24 protein-coding genes are annotated in these 22,693 nt (G+C 29.3%); 3 read left to right on the top strand and 21 right to left on the bottom strand.

All coding sequences use genetic code 11. The features are described from left to right. Positions 1-49: 49 nt before the first annotated feature. From AC5EAH_RS01755 to AC5EAH_RS01710, 10 genes are all read right to left on the bottom strand, one after another. A complete protein-coding gene (locus AC5EAH_RS01755; protein WP_493493027.1) occupies positions 50-1,147 on the bottom strand; it encodes an NAD(P)/FAD-dependent oxidoreductase in 1,098 nt (365 codons plus the stop codon). 68 nt (positions 1,148-1,215) lie between these two features. Continuing rightward, a complete protein-coding gene (locus AC5EAH_RS01750; protein WP_493493026.1) occupies positions 1,216-2,982 on the bottom strand; it encodes a glycerophosphoryl diester phosphodiesterase membrane domain-containing protein in 1,767 nt (588 codons plus the stop codon). Between the two features lie 61 nt (positions 2,983-3,043). After that, positions 3,044-3,625 carry a GNAT family N-acetyltransferase gene (locus AC5EAH_RS01745; protein ID WP_493493025.1) on the bottom strand — a complete coding sequence of 194 codons (582 nt, stop codon included), beginning with the start codon at positions 3,623-3,625 and terminating at the stop codon, positions 3,044-3,046. A gap of 1 nt (position 3,626) precedes the next feature. Further along, positions 3,627-5,336, bottom strand: a complete 1,710-nt coding sequence (locus AC5EAH_RS01740; RefSeq protein WP_493493024.1) for a proline--tRNA ligase — start codon at positions 5,334-5,336, stop codon at positions 3,627-3,629. A 14-nt stretch (positions 5,337-5,350) separates the two neighbouring features. Beyond that, positions 5,351-6,658 (bottom strand): RIP metalloprotease RseP, encoded by a 1,308-nt coding sequence (gene rseP, locus AC5EAH_RS01735; RefSeq protein ID WP_493493023.1) that lies wholly within the window; start codon positions 6,656-6,658, stop codon positions 5,351-5,353. 7 nt (positions 6,659-6,665) lie between these two features. Then, positions 6,666-7,826 carry a 1-deoxy-D-xylulose-5-phosphate reductoisomerase gene (gene dxr / locus AC5EAH_RS01730; protein WP_493493022.1) on the bottom strand — a complete coding sequence of 387 codons (1,161 nt, stop codon included), beginning with the start codon at positions 7,824-7,826 and terminating at the stop codon, positions 6,666-6,668. Positions 7,827-7,838: 12 nt separating this feature from the next. Further along, positions 7,839-8,651, bottom strand: a complete 813-nt coding sequence (locus AC5EAH_RS01725; protein WP_493493021.1) for a phosphatidate cytidylyltransferase — start codon at positions 8,649-8,651, stop codon at positions 7,839-7,841. Continuing rightward, positions 8,641-9,432: an undecaprenyl pyrophosphate synthase gene (gene uppS, locus AC5EAH_RS01720; RefSeq protein ID WP_493493020.1), complete on the bottom strand. Its 792-nt coding sequence runs from the start codon at positions 9,430-9,432 to the stop codon at positions 8,641-8,643. The genes AC5EAH_RS01725 and uppS overlap by 11 nt, the downstream gene beginning before the upstream one ends. A gap of 67 nt (positions 9,433-9,499) precedes the next feature. After that, positions 9,500-9,817, bottom strand: a complete 318-nt coding sequence (locus AC5EAH_RS01715) for a fluoride efflux transporter FluC (RefSeq protein WP_493493019.1) — start codon at positions 9,815-9,817, stop codon at positions 9,500-9,502. After that, positions 9,814-10,173 carry a FluC/FEX family fluoride channel gene (locus tag AC5EAH_RS01710; RefSeq protein ID WP_493493018.1) on the bottom strand — a complete coding sequence of 120 codons (360 nt, stop codon included), beginning with the start codon at positions 10,171-10,173 and terminating at the stop codon, positions 9,814-9,816. Before AC5EAH_RS01710 ends, AC5EAH_RS01715 begins: the two co-directional genes overlap by 4 nt. A 135-nt stretch (positions 10,174-10,308) precedes the next feature. Here AC5EAH_RS01710 and AC5EAH_RS01705 point away from each other — a divergent pair, with 135 nt between their 5' ends. From AC5EAH_RS01705 to AC5EAH_RS01695, 3 genes are read left to right on the top strand one after another with little or no spacing between them, the layout of a single operon-like run. Then, on the top strand, positions 10,309-10,584 hold the full coding sequence (locus AC5EAH_RS01705) for an acylphosphatase (RefSeq protein ID WP_493493029.1): 276 nt from the start codon (positions 10,309-10,311) through the stop codon (positions 10,582-10,584). A gap of 10 nt (positions 10,585-10,594) precedes the next feature. After that, on the top strand, positions 10,595-11,206 hold the full coding sequence (locus AC5EAH_RS01700; RefSeq protein ID WP_493493017.1) for a hypothetical protein: 612 nt from the start codon (positions 10,595-10,597) through the stop codon (positions 11,204-11,206). 11 nt (positions 11,207-11,217) lie between these two features. After that, positions 11,218-12,402, top strand: a complete 1,185-nt coding sequence (locus tag AC5EAH_RS01695; RefSeq protein WP_493493016.1) for a toxic anion resistance protein — start codon at positions 11,218-11,220, stop codon at positions 12,400-12,402. A 47-nt stretch (positions 12,403-12,449) separates the two neighbouring features. Here AC5EAH_RS01695 and mltG read toward each other — a convergent pair whose 3' ends face one another. The 11 genes from mltG to AC5EAH_RS01640 form a co-directional block, all read right to left on the bottom strand. Beyond that, positions 12,450-13,619, bottom strand: a complete 1,170-nt coding sequence (mltG, locus tag AC5EAH_RS01690; RefSeq protein ID WP_493493015.1) for an endolytic transglycosylase MltG — start codon at positions 13,617-13,619, stop codon at positions 12,450-12,452. A 75-nt stretch (positions 13,620-13,694) separates the two neighbouring features. Next, positions 13,695-14,042: a DUF1292 domain-containing protein gene (locus AC5EAH_RS01685; protein ID WP_493493014.1), complete on the bottom strand. Its 348-nt coding sequence runs from the start codon at positions 14,040-14,042 to the stop codon at positions 13,695-13,697. A 24-nt stretch (positions 14,043-14,066) separates the two neighbouring features. After that, positions 14,067-14,495 (bottom strand): Holliday junction resolvase RuvX, encoded by a 429-nt coding sequence (ruvX, locus tag AC5EAH_RS01680; RefSeq protein WP_493493013.1) that lies wholly within the window; start codon positions 14,493-14,495, stop codon positions 14,067-14,069. Beyond that, a complete protein-coding gene (locus AC5EAH_RS01675) occupies positions 14,482-14,763 on the bottom strand; it encodes an IreB family regulatory phosphoprotein (RefSeq protein ID WP_493493012.1) in 282 nt (93 codons plus the stop codon). The genes ruvX and AC5EAH_RS01675 overlap by 14 nt, the downstream gene beginning before the upstream one ends. A gap of 173 nt (positions 14,764-14,936) precedes the next feature. Beyond that, on the bottom strand, positions 14,937-17,561 hold the full coding sequence (gene alaS, locus AC5EAH_RS01670; RefSeq protein ID WP_493493011.1) for an alanine--tRNA ligase: 2,625 nt from the start codon (positions 17,559-17,561) through the stop codon (positions 14,937-14,939). A 282-nt stretch (positions 17,562-17,843) separates the two neighbouring features. Further along, complete coding sequence (locus tag AC5EAH_RS01665; protein ID WP_493493010.1) at positions 17,844-18,440, bottom strand: hypothetical protein; 597 nt, start codon at positions 18,438-18,440, stop codon at positions 17,844-17,846. A gap of 1 nt (position 18,441) precedes the next feature. Continuing rightward, entirely contained in the window at positions 18,442-18,882 is a 441-nt protein-coding gene (locus AC5EAH_RS01660) for an acyl-CoA thioesterase (RefSeq protein WP_493493009.1), read from the bottom strand. A gap of 146 nt (positions 18,883-19,028) precedes the next feature. After that, the gene (gene brnQ / locus AC5EAH_RS01655; RefSeq protein WP_493493008.1) at positions 19,029-20,408 is read right to left on the bottom strand and encodes a branched-chain amino acid transport system II carrier protein; all 1,380 of its coding nucleotides are present in this window, start codon (positions 20,406-20,408) and stop codon (positions 19,029-19,031) included. A gap of 226 nt (positions 20,409-20,634) precedes the next feature. Beyond that, positions 20,635-21,099 (bottom strand): MarR family winged helix-turn-helix transcriptional regulator, encoded by a 465-nt coding sequence (locus AC5EAH_RS01650; protein WP_493493007.1) that lies wholly within the window; start codon positions 21,097-21,099, stop codon positions 20,635-20,637. 45 nt (positions 21,100-21,144) lie between these two features. Continuing rightward, positions 21,145-21,933: a metal ABC transporter permease gene (locus tag AC5EAH_RS01645; RefSeq protein WP_493493006.1), complete on the bottom strand. Its 789-nt coding sequence runs from the start codon at positions 21,931-21,933 to the stop codon at positions 21,145-21,147. Beyond that, positions 21,920-22,654 carry a metal ABC transporter ATP-binding protein gene (locus AC5EAH_RS01640; RefSeq protein WP_493493005.1) on the bottom strand — a complete coding sequence of 245 codons (735 nt, stop codon included), beginning with the start codon at positions 22,652-22,654 and terminating at the stop codon, positions 21,920-21,922. Before AC5EAH_RS01640 ends, AC5EAH_RS01645 begins: the two co-directional genes overlap by 14 nt. Positions 22,655-22,693: the final 39 nt, after the last annotated feature.

Raw genomic sequence — 22,693 nt, 5'->3', positions numbered from 1 at the left:
GGACATAATCAAAAATCGTTGACAGGTTTTTTTCTTGAAAGATAATTCTTTATTTTTTTATATACTTATCTGGACAATATTCTGAAATATCCATCTCTATTTTTTGCTTAGTTACTAGACATGATAACAAATAACCTATAATTGGTCCAGAAGTTAAACCAGAAGAACCTAATCCACTGGCTACTAAAAAAGAATCGTCTTTTAAATAACCAAAAAATGGTTGATAATCAGAAGTATATGCACGAATACCGACTCTCACTTTATCTATTGGGTATTGTTCTATAGCTAAAAATTCATTAGCTTTTCGTTTCATTTGTTCTAACAACTGATAATCTGGTTCTAAATTATATTCTTTATCATTTTCATGTGTAGCTCCGATAATTAAACGATGATCATTTGAAGGTAATATATCTATTTCATCATGCAACATCATACCTGGTAATTTCTCTGTTGCTTGTGTTGTTTTTACTTCTAGTAATTGTCCTTTTTGTGGGCGAATATCTACTCTATAACCTAATGGTGACAATAATTTCGGTAACCATGCACCTGCTGTTAAAATAATTTGATCAAATTCATACAGTTGTTGATTGACTATAATACATTGATTATTAACTAATTGTGCTTTACCACTTTTTACTTGCATACCTTTTTGAATGGATAAAGTAATTAATTGTTCAACTAATTTTTTTCCATCAATACGTCCGCCACCTTCTACTAACACTGCACCTTGATCACCATAATAATTTGGTATAATTTGATCAATCTCTGTTGATAACATTGAACGACAATGGCCTATTTGTGGTGCATTAATACGTCTATCTTCTGCAAGTAACATTAATTTATTTAATTGCTGTTCTGTTTTTTTAAATACCATTGTACCTGTCTGTACATATGGATAATCTACTATACCATCTAGTTGTAAATCTGATATTAATTGTGAATAAAACTTTGCCCCTTCTTTCACTAAATTATACCAAGGCTTATTTCTTCTTTGAGATAACCAAGGACAAATGATACCGCACGCAGCTTTAGTAGCCTGTCCTTCACCATCATCAATTAAAGTAATCTCATATTGCTTATTTTTTGATAAATAATAAGCACAAGTTGCGCCTACAATACCACCGCCTATAATAGCTATACGTTTCATAATAGTCCCTCCATATTATCAGTTTACAACAAAAAAAATCAACTGACTACTGTCAATTGATTTTTTGATTATATCAATAATAATGTTAGTGCTTTTTCAAAATAACTATTATTATTCTGAATTTCTTTTTTATTTTCTAATGCTTTAGCTGGATAATCTGTAATCATACCATCTAAACGACTATACAAATATTTCATCATTGTATTTTCTTCATTAATTGTCCAAACAAATACTTGTTTATTATTATGATGTGCCTGTAAAACTAAATTTGGACGATATGAAAAGTCTTCGATGACAAAAAAGTTAATATTACTATTATTAAATTCACCGAATTGCAATGGAATAATATGTCCTGTATCAAAATAAGGTGCTTTATTTTCTAAAGCTTCCATTACTGGTAAATTTAATGACATGACTTTATATTCTTTATCAACATTTAATTTCTTCATTTCTTCAATAAAAATATCAATATAATTACTTGGTTCTTCACCATGTGGTTTTAATTCTACTAATAATTTAATATTTAATGCTTTAGCTTTTTTTACAAATTCTTCAAATGATGGAATTATACTCTTATAACCATTTTGTTCAATAGTTAAACCTACGACTTCATCATAATTCATATTTTGCACTTTTTTATCTATACCTGCTAATCGTTTTAAATTAAAATCATGGATAACAACAAATTTATGATCTTTAGTCATTATTATATCTAATTCAACATAATCTGCCTTAGCTTTAGCCGCTGCTTCTAATGCTTCTAATGAGTTTTCTACAGAATACTCAGCATAACCACGATGCGCTATTATCAACTGATGTTGATTAACTGTTGTTGAATATATTTTATATGTATTGAATACAAATGATCCTATAACCACTATTGTTAAAATAGTCATCATCATTTTTTTAGAAAATTTTGCTTCTTTTTGATGAGCTAATAATTTTTGACTCGCTTGATTTTCAGAAATTAATAATTCAACTATTGGAATAAAGATACCAAGTTTTAAAAAGATATTAGCAAAAAACATACCATAGTACATTAAACTATAAAATATACTTTCTAATACTATATTCGTGTCATCAGCATCTATACTACTGAATATAACAATAGTAATAACAAACGCAATTGCAAATAGTAATATCATAATCATTTCAAAACTAAATATTAAAGTTAGTAACTTAAACATTTTTCGACGTGTCAAACACCAACTTAATTTAATATTATCTAAAAAAGATAAATTATTAATTACTGTTAGTGGAATGACCATAATTAAACGTATATTAATATAAAATAATAAAATTAAAATACTACCATATAATATACTACCAGATGCTGTTTTCATAATTTCACCTGTTATAAATTTAGGAATATAAACTTGTTCACTTAAAAATGAACTGAAGCCTAAATTTGCTAACGGAATCATTGAAATGACATAACCTAAAAATACAAGAAATTGTTTACCTGTTAGTTGTTTTACTTTATGAAATGTATGAATAATTACAGTTTTAATTGAAAAATGCGTGTCTTTCATTTTACCATAAATCATTAACGTTAAAATTGAAAATTCAAAGAACATTAAAAACGCAATAACAAATAGAAATAAAATTAAAATAATCATTGAAAATGGATTTAATATAATTGCGTAAATTGTATCAAACGATAAATTACTTTGACCTGAAACAAATAAAACTAATTTAAACACACATGAAATTAAAAACATTCCTAGTGTCATCATAAATAATTGTAATAAACCTGCTGTAATAATATAATAAAATTTATTTTCATATAAATTTCTTAAAGAAATTTTAAATAATTTTAGCCATGAAAATGCCATATATCCTCCTTAAATAAAAAAAGTGAGAAAGTGATATTCCTTTCTCACCTTATGTTTGTTGTTAAATTTTGTATTCACTAATACTTTTCTGCATATGATAATAATCATGATTTAAAATTTTATGTTGTCCTACAACTTTAAAGTTGAATTTTTCATATAATTTTTTAGCACCTAAATTATCTTGTTCACAATTCAAGCCAACTATAAGACAAGACGTGGTAGATAAAACAAACTGTGACAATTCAGTTAATAATGCTTGTCCAATACCTTGGCCTCGATAATCGTTATCCACTACAAGTGAGTCAAGATACCATTCATCTTTCCAACCTTCTTTACCAGCAAATTGCTTAGGATAATCCATTAAATTATATTTAGGAAACAGCTTAACCATTTGCTCGTCATAAATTTCTTCATTATCAGCTGGATAACCATTAAGTAAGCCTACAATGTTATTATTAAGTTCATAAACAAGCATATTTTGATAAGAAAATCTTGTATTAGTTTGTTCAATCAATTCACAAAAAAATTGTTCACTTAAACTCTCACCTAATTTATTTAACAATGGTAATTCCATGTCTAAAAATATTTTTTTTAACAGCTGATAAATTTGTGCACTATCTGTTGGTTTAGCTAATCTAATCATTTTAAATCCTTTTCATTAATTCATTAATTTTATCAATTAATACTTCTTTTTTCATATTAAAAGTTTCACCAGTTTTTCTAACTTTAACTTCTACAATACCTTCTTCGGCTTCTTTTCCTACTAAAATACGAATAGGTAAACCGATTAGATCAGAATCGTTAAATTTAACACCCGCACGTTCTTTTCTGTCATCATATAATACATCATAACGATAAGATTGTAGTAGCGAATAAAGTTCATCTGCTAATTGTTGTTGTGCAGCATTCTTTTGATTAGCAGTTAATAAATGTAAGTCAAATGGTGCTACTTCTTTCGGCCAAATAATCCCATTTTCATCATGATGCTGTTCAATGATAGCTGATAAGACACGTGATACACCAATACCATAACATCCCATTAACATTGGTTGTTGACGCCCATTTGCATCTAATACTTTAGCATTCATACATTCAGAATAACGTGTTCCTAATTTAAATACTTGACCTACTTCAATTCCTTTAGCAAATTTCACTGGACCTGAACCATCTTCAGCCATCTCACCTTCTTGAATAAAACGCAAGTCTTCATAAGCTAATACAGAAAAATCTCTTCCAGGATTAACATTGATAAAATGATAATCATCTTCATTTGCACCACAGACAGCATTCACTAATGCTTCAACTGCGTAATCTGCATAAACTTTTACTTCAGCTGGAATATTAACCGGCCCTAATGATCCTGGATGCGCACCAAATACTTCGACAATTGTCGCTTCATCAGCCATTTCTACTTCAACAACATTAAGAAGTTTTGATAATTTTACTTCGTTTAATTCATGATCAGCACGTAGTAAGACTAAAACGACATCATCTTCATTACCTTTTACTACTAAAGATTTAATTTGTTGTTGTAAATCGATAGTTAAAAATTCAGCAACTTGATCACATGTCTTCGCATTCGGTGTGTTGATTTTTTCTAATGGCAACATCTCTATATTTGGACGTTCATATTTAAATGTGATTTTAGCACTTTCAATGTTCGCAGCATAATCACTATGATCTGTGTAAACAATTGTATCTTCTCCAATATCAGCTAAAGCCTGAAATTCATGTGTATCTTTACCACCCATATTTCCAGAATCAGCAACTACAGGTCTAAATGTTAAGCCACAACGTGTAAATATTTTATGATAAGCACCAAACATATCTTGATATGTTTCATCTAACGATGCTTCATCGACATGAAATGAATAGGCATCTTTCATAATAAATTCACGACCTCTTAGTAAACCAAAGCGTGGACGTGCTTCATCACGAAATTTTGTTTGAATTTGATATAAATTTAGTGGTAATTGTTTATATGATTTAATATCATGACGTATTAATGAAGTAATTACTTCTTCAGAAGTAGGTTGCAAAGCAAAGTCAGTACCTTTACGATCTTTTAATCGAAACATTTCAGCACCCATTGTGTCCCATCGTCCTGACTCTTGCCATAATTCAGCAGGTTGTAATAATGGCATCGTCATCTCAACAGCACTAATATCATCATGTTCTTCACGAATTATATTTTTAATTTTATTTAATGTGCGTTGTGCTAAAGGTAAATAACTATAAACACCAGCAGCCACTTGTTTCACTAAACCAGCTTTCAATAATAATTGATGACTGATTGCTTCAGCATTTGAAGGTACTTCTCTTAATGTTGGTATTAATAATTTACTCTGTTTCATTTGTTAACTCTCCTTTATTTTCCAAAAAATACATATTGTATATCGTTCCATGTAACTAAGATCATGACTACAAATAATATAGCTACGAATCCTAATGTAATATATGCTTCAATTTTTTTATTTACTGGTTTTCTAAAAATAGCTTCATAAATTACAAAAACAATTCTTCCACCATCTAAAGCAGGTATAGGTAATAAATTCATAATTCCTAAATTCACACTTAAAATAGCCACCCATTTAGCTAAAACTAATAAACCATTACTTGCTGCCTCTGAAGTAACTTTATAAATACCCACTGGTCCAGCTAATTGATTCAATGAGAAACCACCTGTGAAAATACTTTTAAATAACAAACCTACACCTATAAAAATTTGCGTACCATATGTCCACATATCAATAAAACCTTGTTTCACTACTAAAATAGCATTATGTTCACGCATCGCTTCAATTCCTAAAATAGCTCGTGACTTTGTTGTTTGTTTATCTACTTGTTGTTCAATTATTTTAGGTGTTATATCAACTGTTTTTAATTGTCCTTGATGATTATACTCAACTTTTACATTTTGCTTATCGTTGACTTGTGACATTGCTTTTCCAATATCTTGCCAAGAATTAATTGGCATACTATTAATTTTTGTAATATTATCAGATATAACTAAACCAGCTTGTTTTGCAGGTGAATCTTCTACAAAACCACCAATCTGCGGACTAGTTGAGGGTACACCTTGTATAATAGAAATACCCAGAAAAATAATTAATGCTAAAACAAAATTCATCAATGGTCCACCAAATAAAGTTAAAAACTTTTGTAATGGTGTTTTAGATGTAAAATGACGATAACGTGGTGCAATCTGTTCAGGTGCACCATGTTCAATTACAACTGCTGTAGGGGAAACCTTATAATTTTTTAATTGATGTTCAAATTCTTCTGTCACTAAACCAGTAATTATTAATTTATCAACTAAATCCGCTTCTTTAAATTCAATAATAACATCAACGTCATTATGTGCATATTGTTGATCAACATAAATTTTTTGTACGACTTGCTGCTCATCAAGTTTTAAAGCTAATCGCATACCTGGTTTTAATTCTAATTGCTCACCAGCATCCATTTGGCCTGCCATTTTAACATAACCACCAACTGGTAATAGACGAATCGTATACAAAGTCTCACCATATTTTTTTTGAAATATTTTTGGACCCATACCAATAGCAAATTCATGACACATAATACCTGCTCTTTTCGCAAAATAAAGATGTCCCCATTCATGTGCAATAACAACAATACTAAAAACTAGAATAAATATTAACAAATTTTGCATAATATAGTTAGTCTTCCTTTCTGTCTTTTTTAATTTTTTCAGCAACACTTTGTCGTGTTATTGCATCAATCTCTATAATTTGTTCTAATGTAGGTTCAGCAATCCACTGATGTGTTGTCATCGCCCACTCGATATAATGCTCTATCTCTATAAATTTAATTTTCTCTTGTAAAAATGCAGCTACAGCTTGCTCATTAGCTGCATTTAAAACAGTTGGCATTGAACCACCTTTTTTTCCAGCTTCATAAGCCATTTTTACACAAGGAAATCTTTCCATGTCTAATGTTTCAAACGTCAAATTTTGCCATTTTGTTAAATCTAATTTCTCACCATTCAATGATAAGCGTTGTGGATAACTTAGTGCATATTGAATTGGCATACGCATATCAGGCGTGCCTAATTGTGCAATAACAGATGTATCATCAAATTCTACCATTGAGTGCACGACACTTTGTCGATGAATAACGACATCAATGTCTTGATAAGGCATATTAAACAACCAATGTGCTTCAATAATTTCTAATCCTTTATTCATCATTGTTGCAGAATCAATTGTAATTTTTGCTCCCATTGACCAATTAGGGTGATTAAGCGCTTGTTCTACGGTAACATTTTTTAATTGTTCTCTTGATAAATCTCTAAAACTTCCACCTGACGCTGTCAAAATAATTTTATTAACCGTCGCTGTATTTTCACCATTTAAACATTGAAAAATAGCACAGTGTTCACTATCAACTGGTAAAATTTTTACATTATGTGCTTTTGCTTTTGCCATTACAATATGACCGGCTGTCACTAATGTTTCTTTATTTGCCAAAGCAATATCTATGCCTTTTTCAATCGCTCGAATTGTAGGCAATAAACCTAAACTTCCTACAACTGCATTGACCATCAAGTCTACATTTTGATATGTAGCTACATGAACTAATCCTTCTAAACCACTTAAAACAACTGTTTGTGGATATTTTTTTTGTAGTGCTTCAGCATCTGTCGATTCTTTTACAGCTACAAGTTGCGGTTTAAATCGCTGAATTAAATGTTCAGCATAATCTATATTATTTCCTACTGAAAATGCAATTAAGTTAAATTGATCTTTATGTTGAGTTAAAACATCTATAGTTTGTTGACCAATCGAACCACTTGCACCTAATAAACTTATATTTTTCATATTTATCTTCCTTTAAAAATATTGTCTAAGTAAATCTAAATTGGGTAACAATATTGGTATAATATTTAATGTAATACATACAAATAAAGTTGAATCAAATCTATCTAAAATACCCCCATGACCTGGTAATATTGCACCACTATCTTTAACATCAAATTGTCGTTTGATAGCAGATTCTACTAAATCTCCAAATTGTCCTAAAACACTTAAAATAATTGCCATCATTATCATTTGAAATAAATTAAGGTAAGTAAAATAGTCTAGTAAATAAAATACGACTGATAAAACGACAGCACTTAACACACCAAATAGTGCACCTTCTACAGATTTATTAGGACTGATAACTGATAATTTTGTTTTACCAAAACGACGTCCTCCAAAATATGCACCTGAATCAGTCACCCAAATTAAAAATAATGTATACATCACTAAATATAATCCTTGTAATCGTGTTAAATATAATGCATAAAATCCAAAACTAATATACATTGTCATTAATAAACAATAACCTGCTGTCATTAAAGAAATACGGTTACGACTAAAAACAATAGCGATTAACATTAAAAAAATCACTAATATGATTAAGCGTATCCCTGAGCCATACCACGGTGAGATTGGTAAATAACTTGTAAAAATAACAACTAATAATATATATGATAATAATGAAATACTAGACATGATTTTGATATTTGCTATTTTTAATGCTTCATACACTCCAACCATCGCTAAAATTCCACATACACAAAGTGTATAATAACCGCCCAAAATAATAATTGGAAGAAAGAGTGACATAGCAATTATTGCTGTGATAATTCTAGTTTTCATATTTTACTTCTCCTTTATTTAAACCGCCAAATCTGCGTTGTCTTTTTTGAAATTCAACTAAGCATTGATAAAATTGTTGTTTATCAAAATCTGGCCATAACACATCTGTAAAAATAAATTCTGAGTAAGCAATTTGCCATAATAAAAAATTAGAAATTCTAATTTCACCAGAAGTACGAATCACTAAATCTGGATTAGGTAGATCTGCTGTTAGTAAATTAGTTTGAATTGTTTCTTCTGTAATATCATCTATTAAAATTTCATGATCTTTAACTTGTTGTGCAATTTGCTTCACAGCTGTCACAATTTCAGCCCTACTACCATAGTTCAATGCAAAATTTAATATTAATCCTTTATTATTTTGTGTTTGTTGACACGCTGCTGTCACTGATTTCAACGTATGTGGTGGTAATTGTTCAAGATAACCAGTCATAATAACTTTAATATCTAATTCCATTAATTCTGGAATAAATGATTCGAACATTTGTTGTGGTAATTTCATTAAAAAATCAACTTCATCTTTCGGACGACGCCAATTTTCTGTAGAAAAAGCATAGACTGTCAATACTTTAATATTTAATTGACTAGCGACACGTGCAATATGTTTTATCGTTTTCATGCCTTCATAATGTCCTTTAACACGCGGCATTAATCTCTTTTCCGCCCAGCGACCATTACCATCCATAATAATTGCAACATGTTGTGGTAAAGGTTGAGATAATAACTGTTGAACTGTTATCTCTTGTTCTTTTATTGGTTCTTTTTTAAACCATCTAAACATGATTTTCCTCCATCGCATAATAATCCTAACTTACAGTATACCATAACTTTTTATTTGTGACACTGCTTTAAGCAATCCACCAAAATAATATCACACCAAAAATAAATGTCACTACACAATAATAAATTAACGATTGATATTGTTTCATCATAATTTTTTCATAAATTTCAAAACAAAAAGTTGAAAAAGTAGTTAATGAACCACAAAATCCTACAACAAAAAATAATTCATTACTTTGTGGAAAAAAACATAATATTATTGCTAAGCTAATACAACCTATTATATTAGCCAGTAATGTTCCTAAACCATGTTTAATTTTATTATAATTAGATAGTAAATAACGTATAGCACTCCCTAACATGGCCCCTATTGCAATAGCTATCATATAGAATCTCCTTTAATAAAAACATTAACAATATATCTAGCTAAGAAAATCATTAATAAACTACCTACCATAGTTATTAACAAATATAATATACCTAACACTAGACTCATTTTAGTTAGTTGCACAAATTGCCAATTAAAAGCAGATAAAGTTGTAAAGCTACCACAAAATCCTGTTGCTAAAAATCGCTTTAAATTAATTGACCACTGTGGCTGCCAAATAAAATTAATCATAGCTAGAATAAACGTTCCTACAAGATTAACAATCATGACACCTTGCCATGCCATTGGTAATATCAGACCTATACCATATCTTGTTAGTGCACCTACTATCGCACCTACTATTACAAATAACATCGTCTACTCCTTTTCAATTATTTAATATACATTATACCATAAGATTTAGTTATTATTTTCAGATTTTATACTATTTTAAATCGTTTTTTTTATGTATAATGAGAGAGTACAACTATCTTATAGGAGGTTGATAACATAGAAGAACATGTTTATATTAAAGTCATTGGACGTGTTCAAGGTGTAGGTTTTCGTATCTCTACTCATAAACTCGCCTTATTACATCACATTGTTGGTACTGTTAGTAATTGTGAAGATGGTAGTGTTGAAATTTACGCACAAGGTCCTATTGAACAACTTAACCTATTTATTGACAAAGTTATTAATGGTGCATCGCCTTATTCTAAAGTAATTCATTCTACAATCAATCAATTACCATTAACAAATTATAATCATTTCAAAATTATCAAATAAGGAGATAGTCATGAATTTCATTAAATCTTTAGGTATTGCACTTGTTGTTAGTACTCTATTTTCTTCCATTTCTTATTTGTTCTTAAGAAGTGATTGGTTAAGTATTATTTTATTTTTTATAACATTTGGTATTGTAGCTACTATTAGCCAACGTACTTTCAATATTAAAACCGCACAACAACAAAATATTGGTTTAAGAGATATTGAATTCACAAAAAATAAAATTAAAGCTTCAGTCGCATTAAAAGAAAAGTTTAATCTAATTAAACGTCAAAGAATAGCACCTCATAAAAGTAAAATAGTTTACGATATCATCACTTTATGTGATAATATTTTTAATAAGATTGAACAACAGCCTTTATTATACTATGGTAATGAATTATTTTTCTTAGAAGAAATGCCTTTAGCCGATAGTTTAATTGAACAAATCTTAGCAAAACAAAATATCGAAGAAGATGCTATTCAAATAAAACAATTACTAACATTATTAGAAACTAGACAACAATCTGTTTTAAATAATAGCACTTTAGATGAACACACAGCTTTAGCACTACTAAAAGAACGTACTAAACAAAATCAACAACAAGTTGAAGCACAACAAATTAAAATAAAACAACATTAGGAGATTAACAAATGAATGAACAAAAAAATCAATCACTAGGACAAATACCTGAAACACCTACTCAAGTTCAACCATCAACAGTAGATGATTTATTAGCTAATCCATTTGGTCCAACTGAAGCAACAAAAAATACAACTGAAACAATTAATAATGACCAACTAATTAATCAATTATCTTCGGATGAACAAGATAAGGCTAGACAAATTGCAGCACAAATTAATCCAGGTGATTCAGATGGTATTTTACAATACGGTACTGCAGCACAAGCTCAACTATCACAATTTGCAGACAGTATGTTAAAACAAGTACAGTTACGTGATGTTGGACCAATTGGTGATACATTACAACAATTAATGGGTAAATTACAAAGTGTTGATCCTAATGAATTAACACAAGAAGATCAAAACTTTTTACAACGTCTTTTTAAACGTGCAAAAGCATCTATTAATGAAATTACATCAAAATATACGGATTTAAGTTCTCAAGTCGATAAAATTTCATTTCAATTAGAACAACATAAAAATGCTTTACTAGGTGACATCCGTACATTAGATGACTTATATGAAAAAAATAAAGATTATTTTACAGCATTAAATATTTATATTGCTGCTGCTGAAATTAAACGTGATGAATTACAACATGTTACATTACCACAACTACAAGCTGAAGCTGAACAATCACAAGATCAGATGAAAGTGCAAGATGTGAACGATTTATTACAATATATTGATCGTTTAGAAAAACGTATTTATGACTTGAAATTAAGTCGTCAAATGGCCATTCAACAAGCACCACAAATTCGTTTAATACAAAATACTAACCAAGCTTTAGGTGAAAAAATTCAAAGTTCTATTTTAACAGCCATTCCATTATGGAAAAATCAAATTGCTATTGCTATCACATTACTTCGTCAACAAAATGCTTTACAAGCACAACGTGCAGTTACTGCAACAACCAATGATTTATTAAAACGTAATTCTGAATTATTAAAAACTAATGCTGTTACTGCGGCTAAAGAAAATGAACGTGGTATTATTGATATTGAAACATTAAAGAAAACACAACAAGATATTTTAGATACCATTCAAGAAACATTATCTATTCAACAAGAAGGACGTCGTAAACGCCAAGAAGCTGAAGCTGAATTAGTTAGAATGGAAAATGAATTAAAAGAAAAATTACTAACACAAAAATAAAAAATAAATCTGAGAAAATTAATTGCTTTTCTCAGATTTATTTTTTATTATTTTAAATATTTTTCAGAATTTGCTAAATGTACATCATAATCTGGTGTGAATAAAAATTCAAATTTACCTTGACCTGTTTTATATGAGATAAAGTAAACATCATTTGTCGATACATGATTATCCATTAGTAGTTTATTTGGATTAATTGTTGCTTGATAAGCAACTAAACCTGGACTACCAATTGGACCTACAGGAAAACCATAATTTTTATAAGTATTATATGGTGAATCCGTTTGTAATTCATCTAAAGTTAGTTCTTTATTTTCATTTATTGCATATAATACTGTTGGATCAGTTTGTAACATCATATGCTGATCTAAACGATTTAAAAATACTGAAGCAACATGTGCCATGTTAATCTCTGAAGCACCACTTGCTTCTTTTTCGATAATTGAAGCAAAAGTAATAAATTGATGAATTGTCAATTTACTTTCTTGTCCTTGAATTTTAATTGTTTCTCCTCCAGCTTCGTTCCAAATTGGCATAACATTATGATATGTTGTTTCTACCATTTTAGTAATCATATCCTGTGCTGTTAATTTATCTGAAACAAAACCGTATGTTGCTGGGAATAAATAGCCTTCCAAAGGATAACGAATATCACTATTAAAAATGTCTTCTGTAATTAATTCTGGATATTTTTTTTGTAATTCTTTTAGAAAGTATTCGTCTTTACTTACTTCAATAAATTCTTCACTAGAAATGCCTGTTTTACTTTCAACAATTTTAGCTATTTCTTCTAAATTTTTACCTTCTGGAATAACAAATTTTATATCTTCTTCTTTTATATTGCTTGCTGTTAATTCATCTAAAATTTCTTTCACTGACATAGATGGTGATAAGGTGAATTTACCTTGTTGCATATTGGATGCATTATTGAATTTAACATAATATTTAAATATTGACGCGTTTTTTACCAAATTATTTTTTTGTAAAAGTTCACCAATATCAGTAGAAGTTGCTCCTGGTGGGATTTCTACTACTATTTTTTCTTGGCTTGATTTATCTACTGGATTTAAACCACTCTTAATATAACTACCTATCGCAGCAACACCTATTAACATAATAGCAATTATAGTTGTAATAATATAAGAAGCAATTACACCTGAACGTCTTTTTATTGCTTTTTGTTTTTTCAAATTTCTATTAAATTTTTTCTTATCCATTTAAAACTCCTTGCTTATAATAAAGAGAGTGGGAAAAAGTCAATTAAAATTGTTGCTTCTTCCCACTACTCATAATTAATGTTTCATTCCACATTGACAACTAGAATCATGACCGTCATGAGATTCTTCGTTATCGTCTGAAGCATACAAAGCACCAACTACTTGTTCTACCATATCCCATTCTTCATCTGTTGTTAATGGTTCAAAACGATCTTCTTCACCATTTTCACCTTTAATAAATATCATTGGGAAAATTTCTATTTCTTCTTCCTCTTCTGAAATGTTTTCTGTTAGAATATAGTAATTTTTATTATTTTCTGGATTAACGAAATCTAAAATTTTTCTATATAATACTTCATTACCTTCTTCATCATGCAATGTAAACAATATTTCTTCTTGTGATACATTTAACTCTTCATTCATTATTAATTACCTCTTTCATTTTTATTAATTGATACTATCTAAATAGCCTTGTAAGATAAAAACAGCTGCCATTTTATCAATAACTTTCTTTCTTTTTTTTCTTGAAACATCAGCTTCAAGAAGCGTACGTTCTGCTGCCATCGTAGATAAACGTTCATCCCACATAATAATCTCAATATTATTGTCTTGTTGCTGAATCAATTGACCATAATATTTTGCTGCTTCACCACGTTCACCTATTGTATTATTCATATTTTTAGGTAACCCTACAACAACTTTATCACAATTATAAGTTTTAATTAATGACATAATTTTATCAATCTCAAAACGTTCTGCTTGTTCATCAATTTGAATTGTTTCAATACCTTGAGCAGTCCAACCAAAAGCATCACTTATTGCAACACCTACTGTTTTAGATCCTACGTCTAAACCCATTATTTTATTTTTTAACATTATTCTTTAAATGCTCCTCTAAATAGAATTGAACAATCTTTTCAACTACATCATCTCTATCTAACTCTCTTATTTTACTACGGGCATCATTATAACGTGGAATATATGCTGGATCACTTGATAGTAAATAACCTACGATTTGGCTAATCGGACTATATCCTTTCTCACTTAACGATTGATAAACTTCAGTTAAAACTTCTGCTACCTTATCATTATCATTAGGCATTTCAAAAGAAAACTGCATTGTATCATCAAAATTTTTTGACATAGTTACCACTCCCTCTATATAAATTCATTAATTATATGATTTCGTAAATATCTAAATTAGATATCAAGATATGTTCATTCTACTATAAAAGTAATAGTTTGTAAAACTATACTACTTTATTATTTTCAAATAGAAGTGACGTAAGCCATCACTCCTATTTAATTTATCATATTTTAGATAGCCAATATATTTTTTACTTCTGCTAAAGCTTCTTTAATTTTACTAATATCTTTAGCACCTGCTTGTGCCATATCTGGACGGCCACCACCGCCACCACCACAAATTTGTGCTGCTTGTTTAACAATCTGACCTGCTTGGTATTGTGAAGTTAATGTTTTATCAACTGAAGCAACAAAATTCACTTTACCATTAATTTGAGCAGCTAAAACAATAATAGCTGGCGCAATTTTCACTTTAAAATCATCAATCATTGCTCTTAAATGATTCATGTCTGTAGCTGAAACTTCAGTAACTAAAATATTAATATCATCACGAGAAACTACACTTGATAAAATATCTCCTGCTTCTAATTGTGTCAGTTTGACTTGTAATTTTTCTTTTTCTTTTTGTTCTTCTTTTAATTGATTTTGTAATTGTACAACTTTATCTGTAATTTGTTGACGTTTTGCTTTGATTAATTGACCAATTTTATTAATATCTTGTGTATCATGTGCTAAAAATTCAAAAGCTGCTTTACTAGTCACTGCTTCAATACGTCGAGTCCCTGCACCAATACCACCTTCTGAAACAATTTTAAACAAACCAATTTCAGAGGTATTTGTTACATGAATACCACCACAAAATTCTAATGAATATTCATCAATTTCAACAACACGCACAATATCACCATATTTTTCACCAAATAAAGCATTAGCACCTTTTTTCTTAGCTTCTTCAATAGGTAATACTTCTGTGATAACTGTAATAGCTTGCCATATTTTTTCATTAACTTGTCGCTCAATTTGTTGTAACTCTTCTTCAGTTAAGGCACTAAAATGAGAAAAATCAAAACGTAAACGTTCAGCTGTCACTAATGAACCTGCTTGATTAACATGTGTGCCAACAATGTTTTTTAATGCTGCATGTAATAAATGTGTAGCAGTATGATTTTTAATAATTGCTAAACGTTGATCACGTGCAACTTTTGCTGATACAGTTGCATCGATTGTTAATTGTCCAGAAATCACTTTTACTGTATGTAAATGTTGACCATTTGGTGACTTTTGTACATGTTCTACATGTAATGTCACCTGATCATTTGAAATAACACCTCTATCTGCAACTTGACCACCACTTTCAGCATAAAATGGTGTTAATGATAGTATAATTTGTGCTTCATCACCTTCTGATAGTTGTTCAACTAATTGACCATCTTTAATTATTGCATTCACTTGTGCTGTTTCTTGTAATGATTGATATCCAGTAAATTCAGACGCAACTGTTAAATTTTTCAAAACTTCTGATTGTACTTGCATTGATGAACTATCTTTACGTGCTTCTCTAGCTCTTGTTTTTTGTTGATCCATTGCTAATCTAAAACCGTCAACATCAACCGTTAAACCAGCTTCTTTAGCATATTCTTCAGTCAATTCAATTGGAAAACCATATGTATCATATAACTTAAATGCTTCTGTTCCAGCAATGATTTTTGTTGTTGATTTTGCTTCACTAATTAAATTATTTAGAATTGTTTCCCCTTCCTGTAATGTCTCATGGAAACGATCTTCTTCATTTTTAATTACACGTTCAATAAATTCTTTTTGAGCTTTAACATTTGGATAGTAACTTTCCATAATTGTTGCTACTTCATCAACTAGTAAATACATAAAGGCTTCTGTTAATCCTAACATTTTACCATATCTTACTGCACGACGTAATAAACGACGTAATACATAACCACGTCCTTCATTGGAAGGTAAAGCACCATCTGCAATTGCAAAAGCTACTGTACGTGTATGATCAGCAATAACCTTAAAAGCAATGTCTGTTGCTTCACTAGCTAAATATTTACGACCTGATAATTTTTCAGTTTTTCTAATAATTGGAATAAATAAATCAGTATCAAAATTAGTTGGTACTTCTTGAATTACTGAAGCCATACGTTCAAGCCCCATACCTGTATCAATATTTTTAGCAGGTAATTCTGTATATGTACCATCTGGATTATGATTATATTGTGAGAAAACAATATTCCAAATTTCTAAAAATCTATCATTTTCTCCACCTGGATACATTTCTGAGGCAGGTGAAGTTGTATCTGTTTCTTCTCCTCGATCATAGAAAATTTCTGAATTAGGTCCTGAAGGTCCTTCACCAATATCCCAAAAGTTACCTTCAATTCGGATAATTCTTTCTTCTGGTATTCCGATAATATTATGCCATATATCATAAGCTTCTTCATCTTCAGGATGAATAGTTACTGATAATTTTTGTGGTTCAAAGCCAATCCATTGTGGTGATGTTAAAAATTCCCATGCCCATTCAATTGATTCACGTTTAAAATAATCACCTATAGAAAAATTACCTAACATTTCAAAAAATGTATGATGACGTGCTGTTTTTCCTACATTTTCAATATCGTTAGTTCTAATTGATTTTTGTGCATTAGTAATTCTTGGATTTTTTGGTATTTCTCGACCATCAAAATATTTTTTTAATGTTGCTACACCTGAATTAATCCATAATAAGGTAGGATCATCTAATGGTACTAAAGAGGCACTCGGCTCGATAGCATGTCCTTTTGTTGCAAAAAAATCTAAGTACATTTGACGTATTTGTTCACCTGTTAATTTTTTCATTATTATTCTCCTTATAAAATTAAATATAAAAATCCCTATATGCCTTTAGCATATAGGGACGAATTGATCGCGGTACCACCCTAATTAATTATTGTTACCAATAATTCACTCAATCTTTATTAACGCTAAAGTCACGTCTTGTTTTGCAAGAAAATAAATTAATAAAAGCAGCAAAATTATAAATAACTACTAGTTTTCAGCCACCACTAGCTCTCTAAAAATATATTTATAATTTTTTCTTTTCAATTAATTATACTGTACACTTAATCATATCGTCAATTATTAATCTAATAATTTAAATTTTTTCAACCCCATTAATATAATCAAAATTAAAACAAGTACGCCCCCACCAAAAATAGCTTTTTTAGTAAAGCCGTTATCTTGTTGAACAAGTTTCTTAGTTACTTTTTTCTTGTATTTTGATACAGGCTCACTAACTTTTTGTTTCGCTTTTTTTACTTTTTCTTTATTTTTATTTTTAACAGCTTGTTTTGAAGAAACTACTTCTGAACTAATCTCAACTACATTTTCTTCACTAGAAGTTGTTTCAGTTGATGTTGTTTCTTGAACACTAGTTTCTTCAGTTGGTGTAACTTGGGGTGTCTGTGTAGGCTGAGGTGCTGGTGTTTCTACAATTGTAGGTTGTACTACTTCTGGTGCTACTGGTACAACATGCGTTGTGTTATTTGTTGATGGTTGTGTGATTTCAGCAGGTGTTTCTTCAGCTGGTGTAACTGAAACAGTTGGTGTTTCTACAACTGCTGGTGTTTCAGTTGTTGTTATAGGCATATCTGGCAATACCTCATCTGCTAACACGGTTGATGTTGTTACACTCATACTTAACATTAAACTTGTAATAATTTTAAATTTTAACTTCACGTTACATGCCTCCATGATTATTTTTCAAATTTTCTTTATAAATTTCATCTCTATTTGGAAATACTCTATCAATACGGATTGGTCTTAATTGCTGACTAAACTTAGTAACAACAATCTGTTCTGTTATAGCTGTTAGAGCCAATTCACCATTTTGTTTATACACTTCATAGGCAAATGAAATACGTAATGAATTATATTTTTCTATCCAAGTAACAATTTTAATAACTTCACCTATAACGATATTTTGTTGATAAGTTAACTTCAAATCAATAATAGGTGTTTCATATCCTGCACGATCATATTCTAATACATCACAACCTAATGTATTCATATAATTAGTACGTGCAAATTCAAACCATGATAAATAATTAGTTGATGATGTTATACCTAATTTGTCACTGTCACTCTGTCGTACTTCTAAACTTATTTCATGTTGATACATCAGTTCCTCCTTGATAGTTATACATTTACAAATATACCATTTATATGATAATAGATTATAGTATTAAGCTCAAGTATTTTAACTATTATGTAACAATAAAATATAAAAATCTTCACAAATATAACACTTGTGAAGATTTTTAACGATTATTTAACTACTGTTTTAGATAAAATTATACCTAATACAAAACCAATGACTAAAAATACAATCCATCCTAAACCATATTGAGCTAGTGGTAATGTTTCAACAAAGAATGACTTAATACTTTCTGGTACACTAAATAACTTTGTAGCATCTGATAAAGCAAAGATACCATCATATAATGCTGGAATAATAGTTAAGGCGATTGTTGTTTGATAAACAATGCGTGCCCCATTAAATAATTTATCTGTAAAAGCTAAAAATATAATAGCAATTGTTAATGGATATAAGAATAATAAAACTGGTATAGACCAATTGATAATCGCACTTAAACCACTAAAATAAATAATAGTAGAAACTAAAGTAAATATAGTACAAAAAACTTTATACGATAATTGTGGTAATAATTTAGAAAAGTATTCTGAACAAGAAGCAACTAAACCTGTTGACGTTGTTAAACAAGCTAAAAATACAATTAATCCTAAAACAATCGAACCAAAACTACCTAAAAAATGAGTTGCTGCACTATTCAATACAGTCGCACCTGAAACAACATTTTCACCTTGATAAAAAATATCTTCTTTTAATGTGAATAAAGTTTGTGCTGTTGCACCGATACGTGCTACAAAAATGTACACTAAAGCTAATAATGATACGCCAATAACTCCTGATTTTAATGTTACAACAGCAACTTCTTTATCACTTTTAGCACCAAATTGTTTAGCAGCATCTACTACAATAATAGCAAATACTAATGATGCTAAAGCATCCATTGTCCCATACCCTTGTAAAATACCTGCAAAGAATGGAATTTTTGCATATTGATCTGATAAATTTGAACTTGCATTATAAGCTGTACCTATTGAACCTATTGGATGTACAAATGACATCACCACTAAAATAATAATAACTACTAATAACATTGGTGTTAAATATTTTCCAATATTATCAGCAATTTTACTCGGCGTAACAGCTAACCAATAAGTTATACCAAAGAAAATTATTGCATAGATGATTTTAACGATTAAATTATCACCAAAAATTGGTGTAATTGCCATTTCATAAGATACTGACCCTGTTCTTGGAATAGCAAAGAATGGACCAATTGTTAATAGTAATGCTACAGTAAAAAAGATACCATAACCTTTAGATACACGTGAGGCTAATTCTTCTAAATTAGCAGACCCTGAGTAACCAATTGCTACTACACCTAATAATGGTAAAGTAACACCTGTAATACAAAAACCTATTACAGCTTGCCATACGTTACCGCCAGCATATAGCCCTAATAGTGCTGGGAAAATCAAATTACCTGCACCAAAAAACAATGCAAATAACATAAACCCAATAATAAATAATTTTGATGTTGTTAATTTATTATTCATAAAGACTCCTTCTATTAATGAAATATAAACAATTTCTATAATTGTATAAAAATAAGAATACAAGAATATTTCTTATTTGTCAATAAATTTTATTGAATTTTCTGAATAATTAATAGTAAATTATATTAAATTAATAATTAGCTATTCTAATAAAAAAAGCCCTTGGTAATATTAACTAAAATTAATAATTCTCGTTAATATTATCAAGAGATTCATATGAAACGTTCTAATTCTCTTCGTCTATCTCAAAATTTTCATTATATTCATCTAAAAATGCAATGATACGATTTAGTGTTGCTACATCTTGTTCTGTAAATTCTTTCATTGCTTCTTTAAGAATATTTTCATAATAACTATAGTAAATTTCTACAGCTTTCTCACCTTTTTCAGTTAACACTGCTCTAACAAAACGTTTATCAAATCTATCACGTATTCTAGTCACATAACCTTTTTTCACAGTTTGATTAATTAAAGTTGTTAAAGTACCTAATGTAATATTTAATTCAAAAGCTAGATCACTCATAATTGGTTTTTCTAATCTAGAAATAATACCTATCAATCTCATTTCAGTTAATGTCATTGTCTTTAATCCATGATGATTCAACATTTTTCTTTCATTAGCATAAATACCATTTGATACTTGTAAAAAGTCAACAATTAATTGTTTTACTACTTGATCTGATGTTTCCATTTTATCCACCTATCTTTCTTGTTAATAACATTATATTTTGTTTTATTATCTATATTTACTGTAAATTAATCCTAAAAAATAAAAACTTGCTTCAATTGCTGTAATATAAAAAGTAACAGGTAATAAAGTATAATAACTTAAAATTAAACCTAACCATACGCCAATCATTGCAAATACTACAGACAATACAATCATTTTTGGTAATGTATGTACAAATAATCTAGCACTAGATGCGGGCATAGTTACCAATGAAAAAACTAATAATGCACCAATAATTTGTACTGTAATACTCACCGATATTGATAGTAAAATTAAAAAACCAATTGATATTATCGTTACTGGTAATCCAGCAGCTTTAGCACCTACTGGATCAAATGAATCAAATTTTAAATAACGATAAAATATAATAATAATAATAATAACCATACTGGCTAGACATAAAATACTTTTAACTTGTTGAGCACTAATTCCTACCACACTACCGAATAGAATATTTGTTGCATAGGCAGAAGATTTTGACGATAATGATAAAAATAAAATACCTAAACCTAAAAATACACTTAACATTACACTTACTGATGCTTCTCTGCGATATAAGTTTACTCCCATGCTACCTATAGCTAATGAAATTAAAATTGTAAATAACATTAACCCTAAAATAGGATCCCATCCAATAAATACTGCAAAGGCTGCTCCAGCAAAACCAACATGAGAAAATGTATGCGAAATAAAAGATAAATTTCTCGCCATAACAAACACACCAATAATACCACACATTAAAGCAATAATGGTACCTGCCATAAATGCATGTTTCATAAAATCAAGTTGAAACATGAGTATGCCCCTCCTCTGATATATGATCACAAATTTCAAAATTATTTTTTTGACATGACGATAACATCACACTTGTCTCACCATATTTATAGTATTTTCTAGTTAAGTACAATAAATGATCTGTGAATTTATCTACCATCATTATATCATGACTAACACATAACACAGTAATATTATGTGTTTTAGCAATATCCTTAACTAATTTCATCATACTATATTGTGCTTCTGGATCCAAATTCGAAGTAAACTCATCTAAAATTAATAAATCTGGTTGTTGTACTAGTGCTTGTGCTAAATATGCACGCTGTTTTTCTCCACCTGATAATTTACCAATTGATTTATTATAAAATCTATAACAATCTGTCCACTCCATCACTTGTTTTACACGTAATTTTTCTTGTTTAGTTAACCATGGAATAAATCTAGGTTTTAACCCAAGAGAAACAAAATCATAAGTAGCAAGTGGTGTTTCTTCGTCAAAATTTCTTGATTGTGGCACATAACCCATAACTACTTTAGATCTTTTTGATTCAATTATTATTTCACCACATTGATGCTGTAAAACACCTAAAATAATACGTAATAAAGTTGTTTTACCGGCACCATTTGGACCAATAATACCTACAATTGACCCTGGTTGAATAGTTAAATTGATATTGTTTAAAATCATCTCATCTCCTATTTTAAAACAAATATCTTTTAATATAAATTTTTCTAACATTTTTTCACCTGGTTTTTTATAATTAAAAAGTTAATTTAC

The organism is Staphylococcus sp. B1(2026) (genome assembly GCF_058895785.1).
This window is presented reverse-complemented; position numbering and strand designations above follow the sequence as displayed.

Excerpts from the sequence above, each read along its gene's own strand:
- AC5EAH_RS01755 (WP_493493027.1), bottom strand. The coding sequence starts at position 1,147 with ATGAAACGTATAGCTATTATAGGCGGTGGTATTGTAGGCGCAACTTGT.
- AC5EAH_RS01750 (WP_493493026.1), bottom strand. The coding sequence starts at position 2,982 with ATGGCATTTTCATGGCTAAAATTATTTAAAATTTCTTTAAGAAATTTA.
- AC5EAH_RS01745 (WP_493493025.1), bottom strand. The coding sequence starts at position 3,625 with ATGATTAGATTAGCTAAACCAACAGATAGTGCACAAATTTATCAGCTG.
- AC5EAH_RS01740 (WP_493493024.1), bottom strand. The coding sequence starts at position 5,336 with ATGAAACAGAGTAAATTATTAATACCAACATTAAGAGAAGTACCTTCA.
- rseP (WP_493493023.1), bottom strand. The coding sequence starts at position 6,658 with ATGCAAAATTTGTTAATATTTATTCTAGTTTTTAGTATTGTTGTTATT.
- dxr (WP_493493022.1), bottom strand. The coding sequence starts at position 7,826 with ATGAAAAATATAAGTTTATTAGGTGCAAGTGGTTCGATTGGTCAACAA.
- AC5EAH_RS01725 (WP_493493021.1), bottom strand. The coding sequence starts at position 8,651 with ATGAAAACTAGAATTATCACAGCAATAATTGCTATGTCACTCTTTCTT.
- uppS (WP_493493020.1), bottom strand. The coding sequence starts at position 9,432 with ATGTTTAGATGGTTTAAAAAAGAACCAATAAAAGAACAAGAGATAACA.
- AC5EAH_RS01715 (WP_493493019.1), bottom strand. The coding sequence starts at position 9,817 with ATGATAGCTATTGCAATAGGGGCCATGTTAGGGAGTGCTATACGTTAT.
- AC5EAH_RS01710 (WP_493493018.1), bottom strand. The coding sequence starts at position 10,173 with ATGTTATTTGTAATAGTAGGTGCGATAGTAGGTGCACTAACAAGATAT.
- AC5EAH_RS01700 (WP_493493017.1), top strand. The coding sequence starts at position 10,595 with ATGAATTTCATTAAATCTTTAGGTATTGCACTTGTTGTTAGTACTCTA.
- AC5EAH_RS01695 (WP_493493016.1), top strand. The coding sequence starts at position 11,218 with ATGAATGAACAAAAAAATCAATCACTAGGACAAATACCTGAAACACCT.
- mltG (WP_493493015.1), bottom strand. The coding sequence starts at position 13,619 with ATGGATAAGAAAAAATTTAATAGAAATTTGAAAAAACAAAAAGCAATA.
- AC5EAH_RS01685 (WP_493493014.1), bottom strand. The coding sequence starts at position 14,042 with ATGAATGAAGAGTTAAATGTATCACAAGAAGAAATATTGTTTACATTG.
- ruvX (WP_493493013.1), bottom strand. The coding sequence starts at position 14,495 with ATGTTAAAAAATAAAATAATGGGTTTAGACGTAGGATCTAAAACAGTA.
- AC5EAH_RS01675 (WP_493493012.1), bottom strand. The coding sequence starts at position 14,763 with ATGTCAAAAAATTTTGATGATACAATGCAGTTTTCTTTTGAAATGCCT.
- alaS (WP_493493011.1), bottom strand. The coding sequence starts at position 17,561 with ATGAAAAAATTAACAGGTGAACAAATACGTCAAATGTACTTAGATTTT.
- AC5EAH_RS01660 (WP_493493009.1), bottom strand. The coding sequence starts at position 18,882 with ATGTATCAACATGAAATAAGTTTAGAAGTACGACAGAGTGACAGTGAC.
- brnQ (WP_493493008.1), bottom strand. The coding sequence starts at position 20,408 with ATGAATAATAAATTAACAACATCAAAATTATTTATTATTGGGTTTATG.
- AC5EAH_RS01650 (WP_493493007.1), bottom strand. The coding sequence starts at position 21,099 with ATGGAAACATCAGATCAAGTAGTAAAACAATTAATTGTTGACTTTTTA.
- AC5EAH_RS01645 (WP_493493006.1), bottom strand. The coding sequence starts at position 21,933 with ATGTTTCAACTTGATTTTATGAAACATGCATTTATGGCAGGTACCATT.
- AC5EAH_RS01640 (WP_493493005.1), bottom strand. The coding sequence starts at position 22,654 with ATGTTAGAAAAATTTATATTAAAAGATATTTGTTTTAAAATAGGAGAT.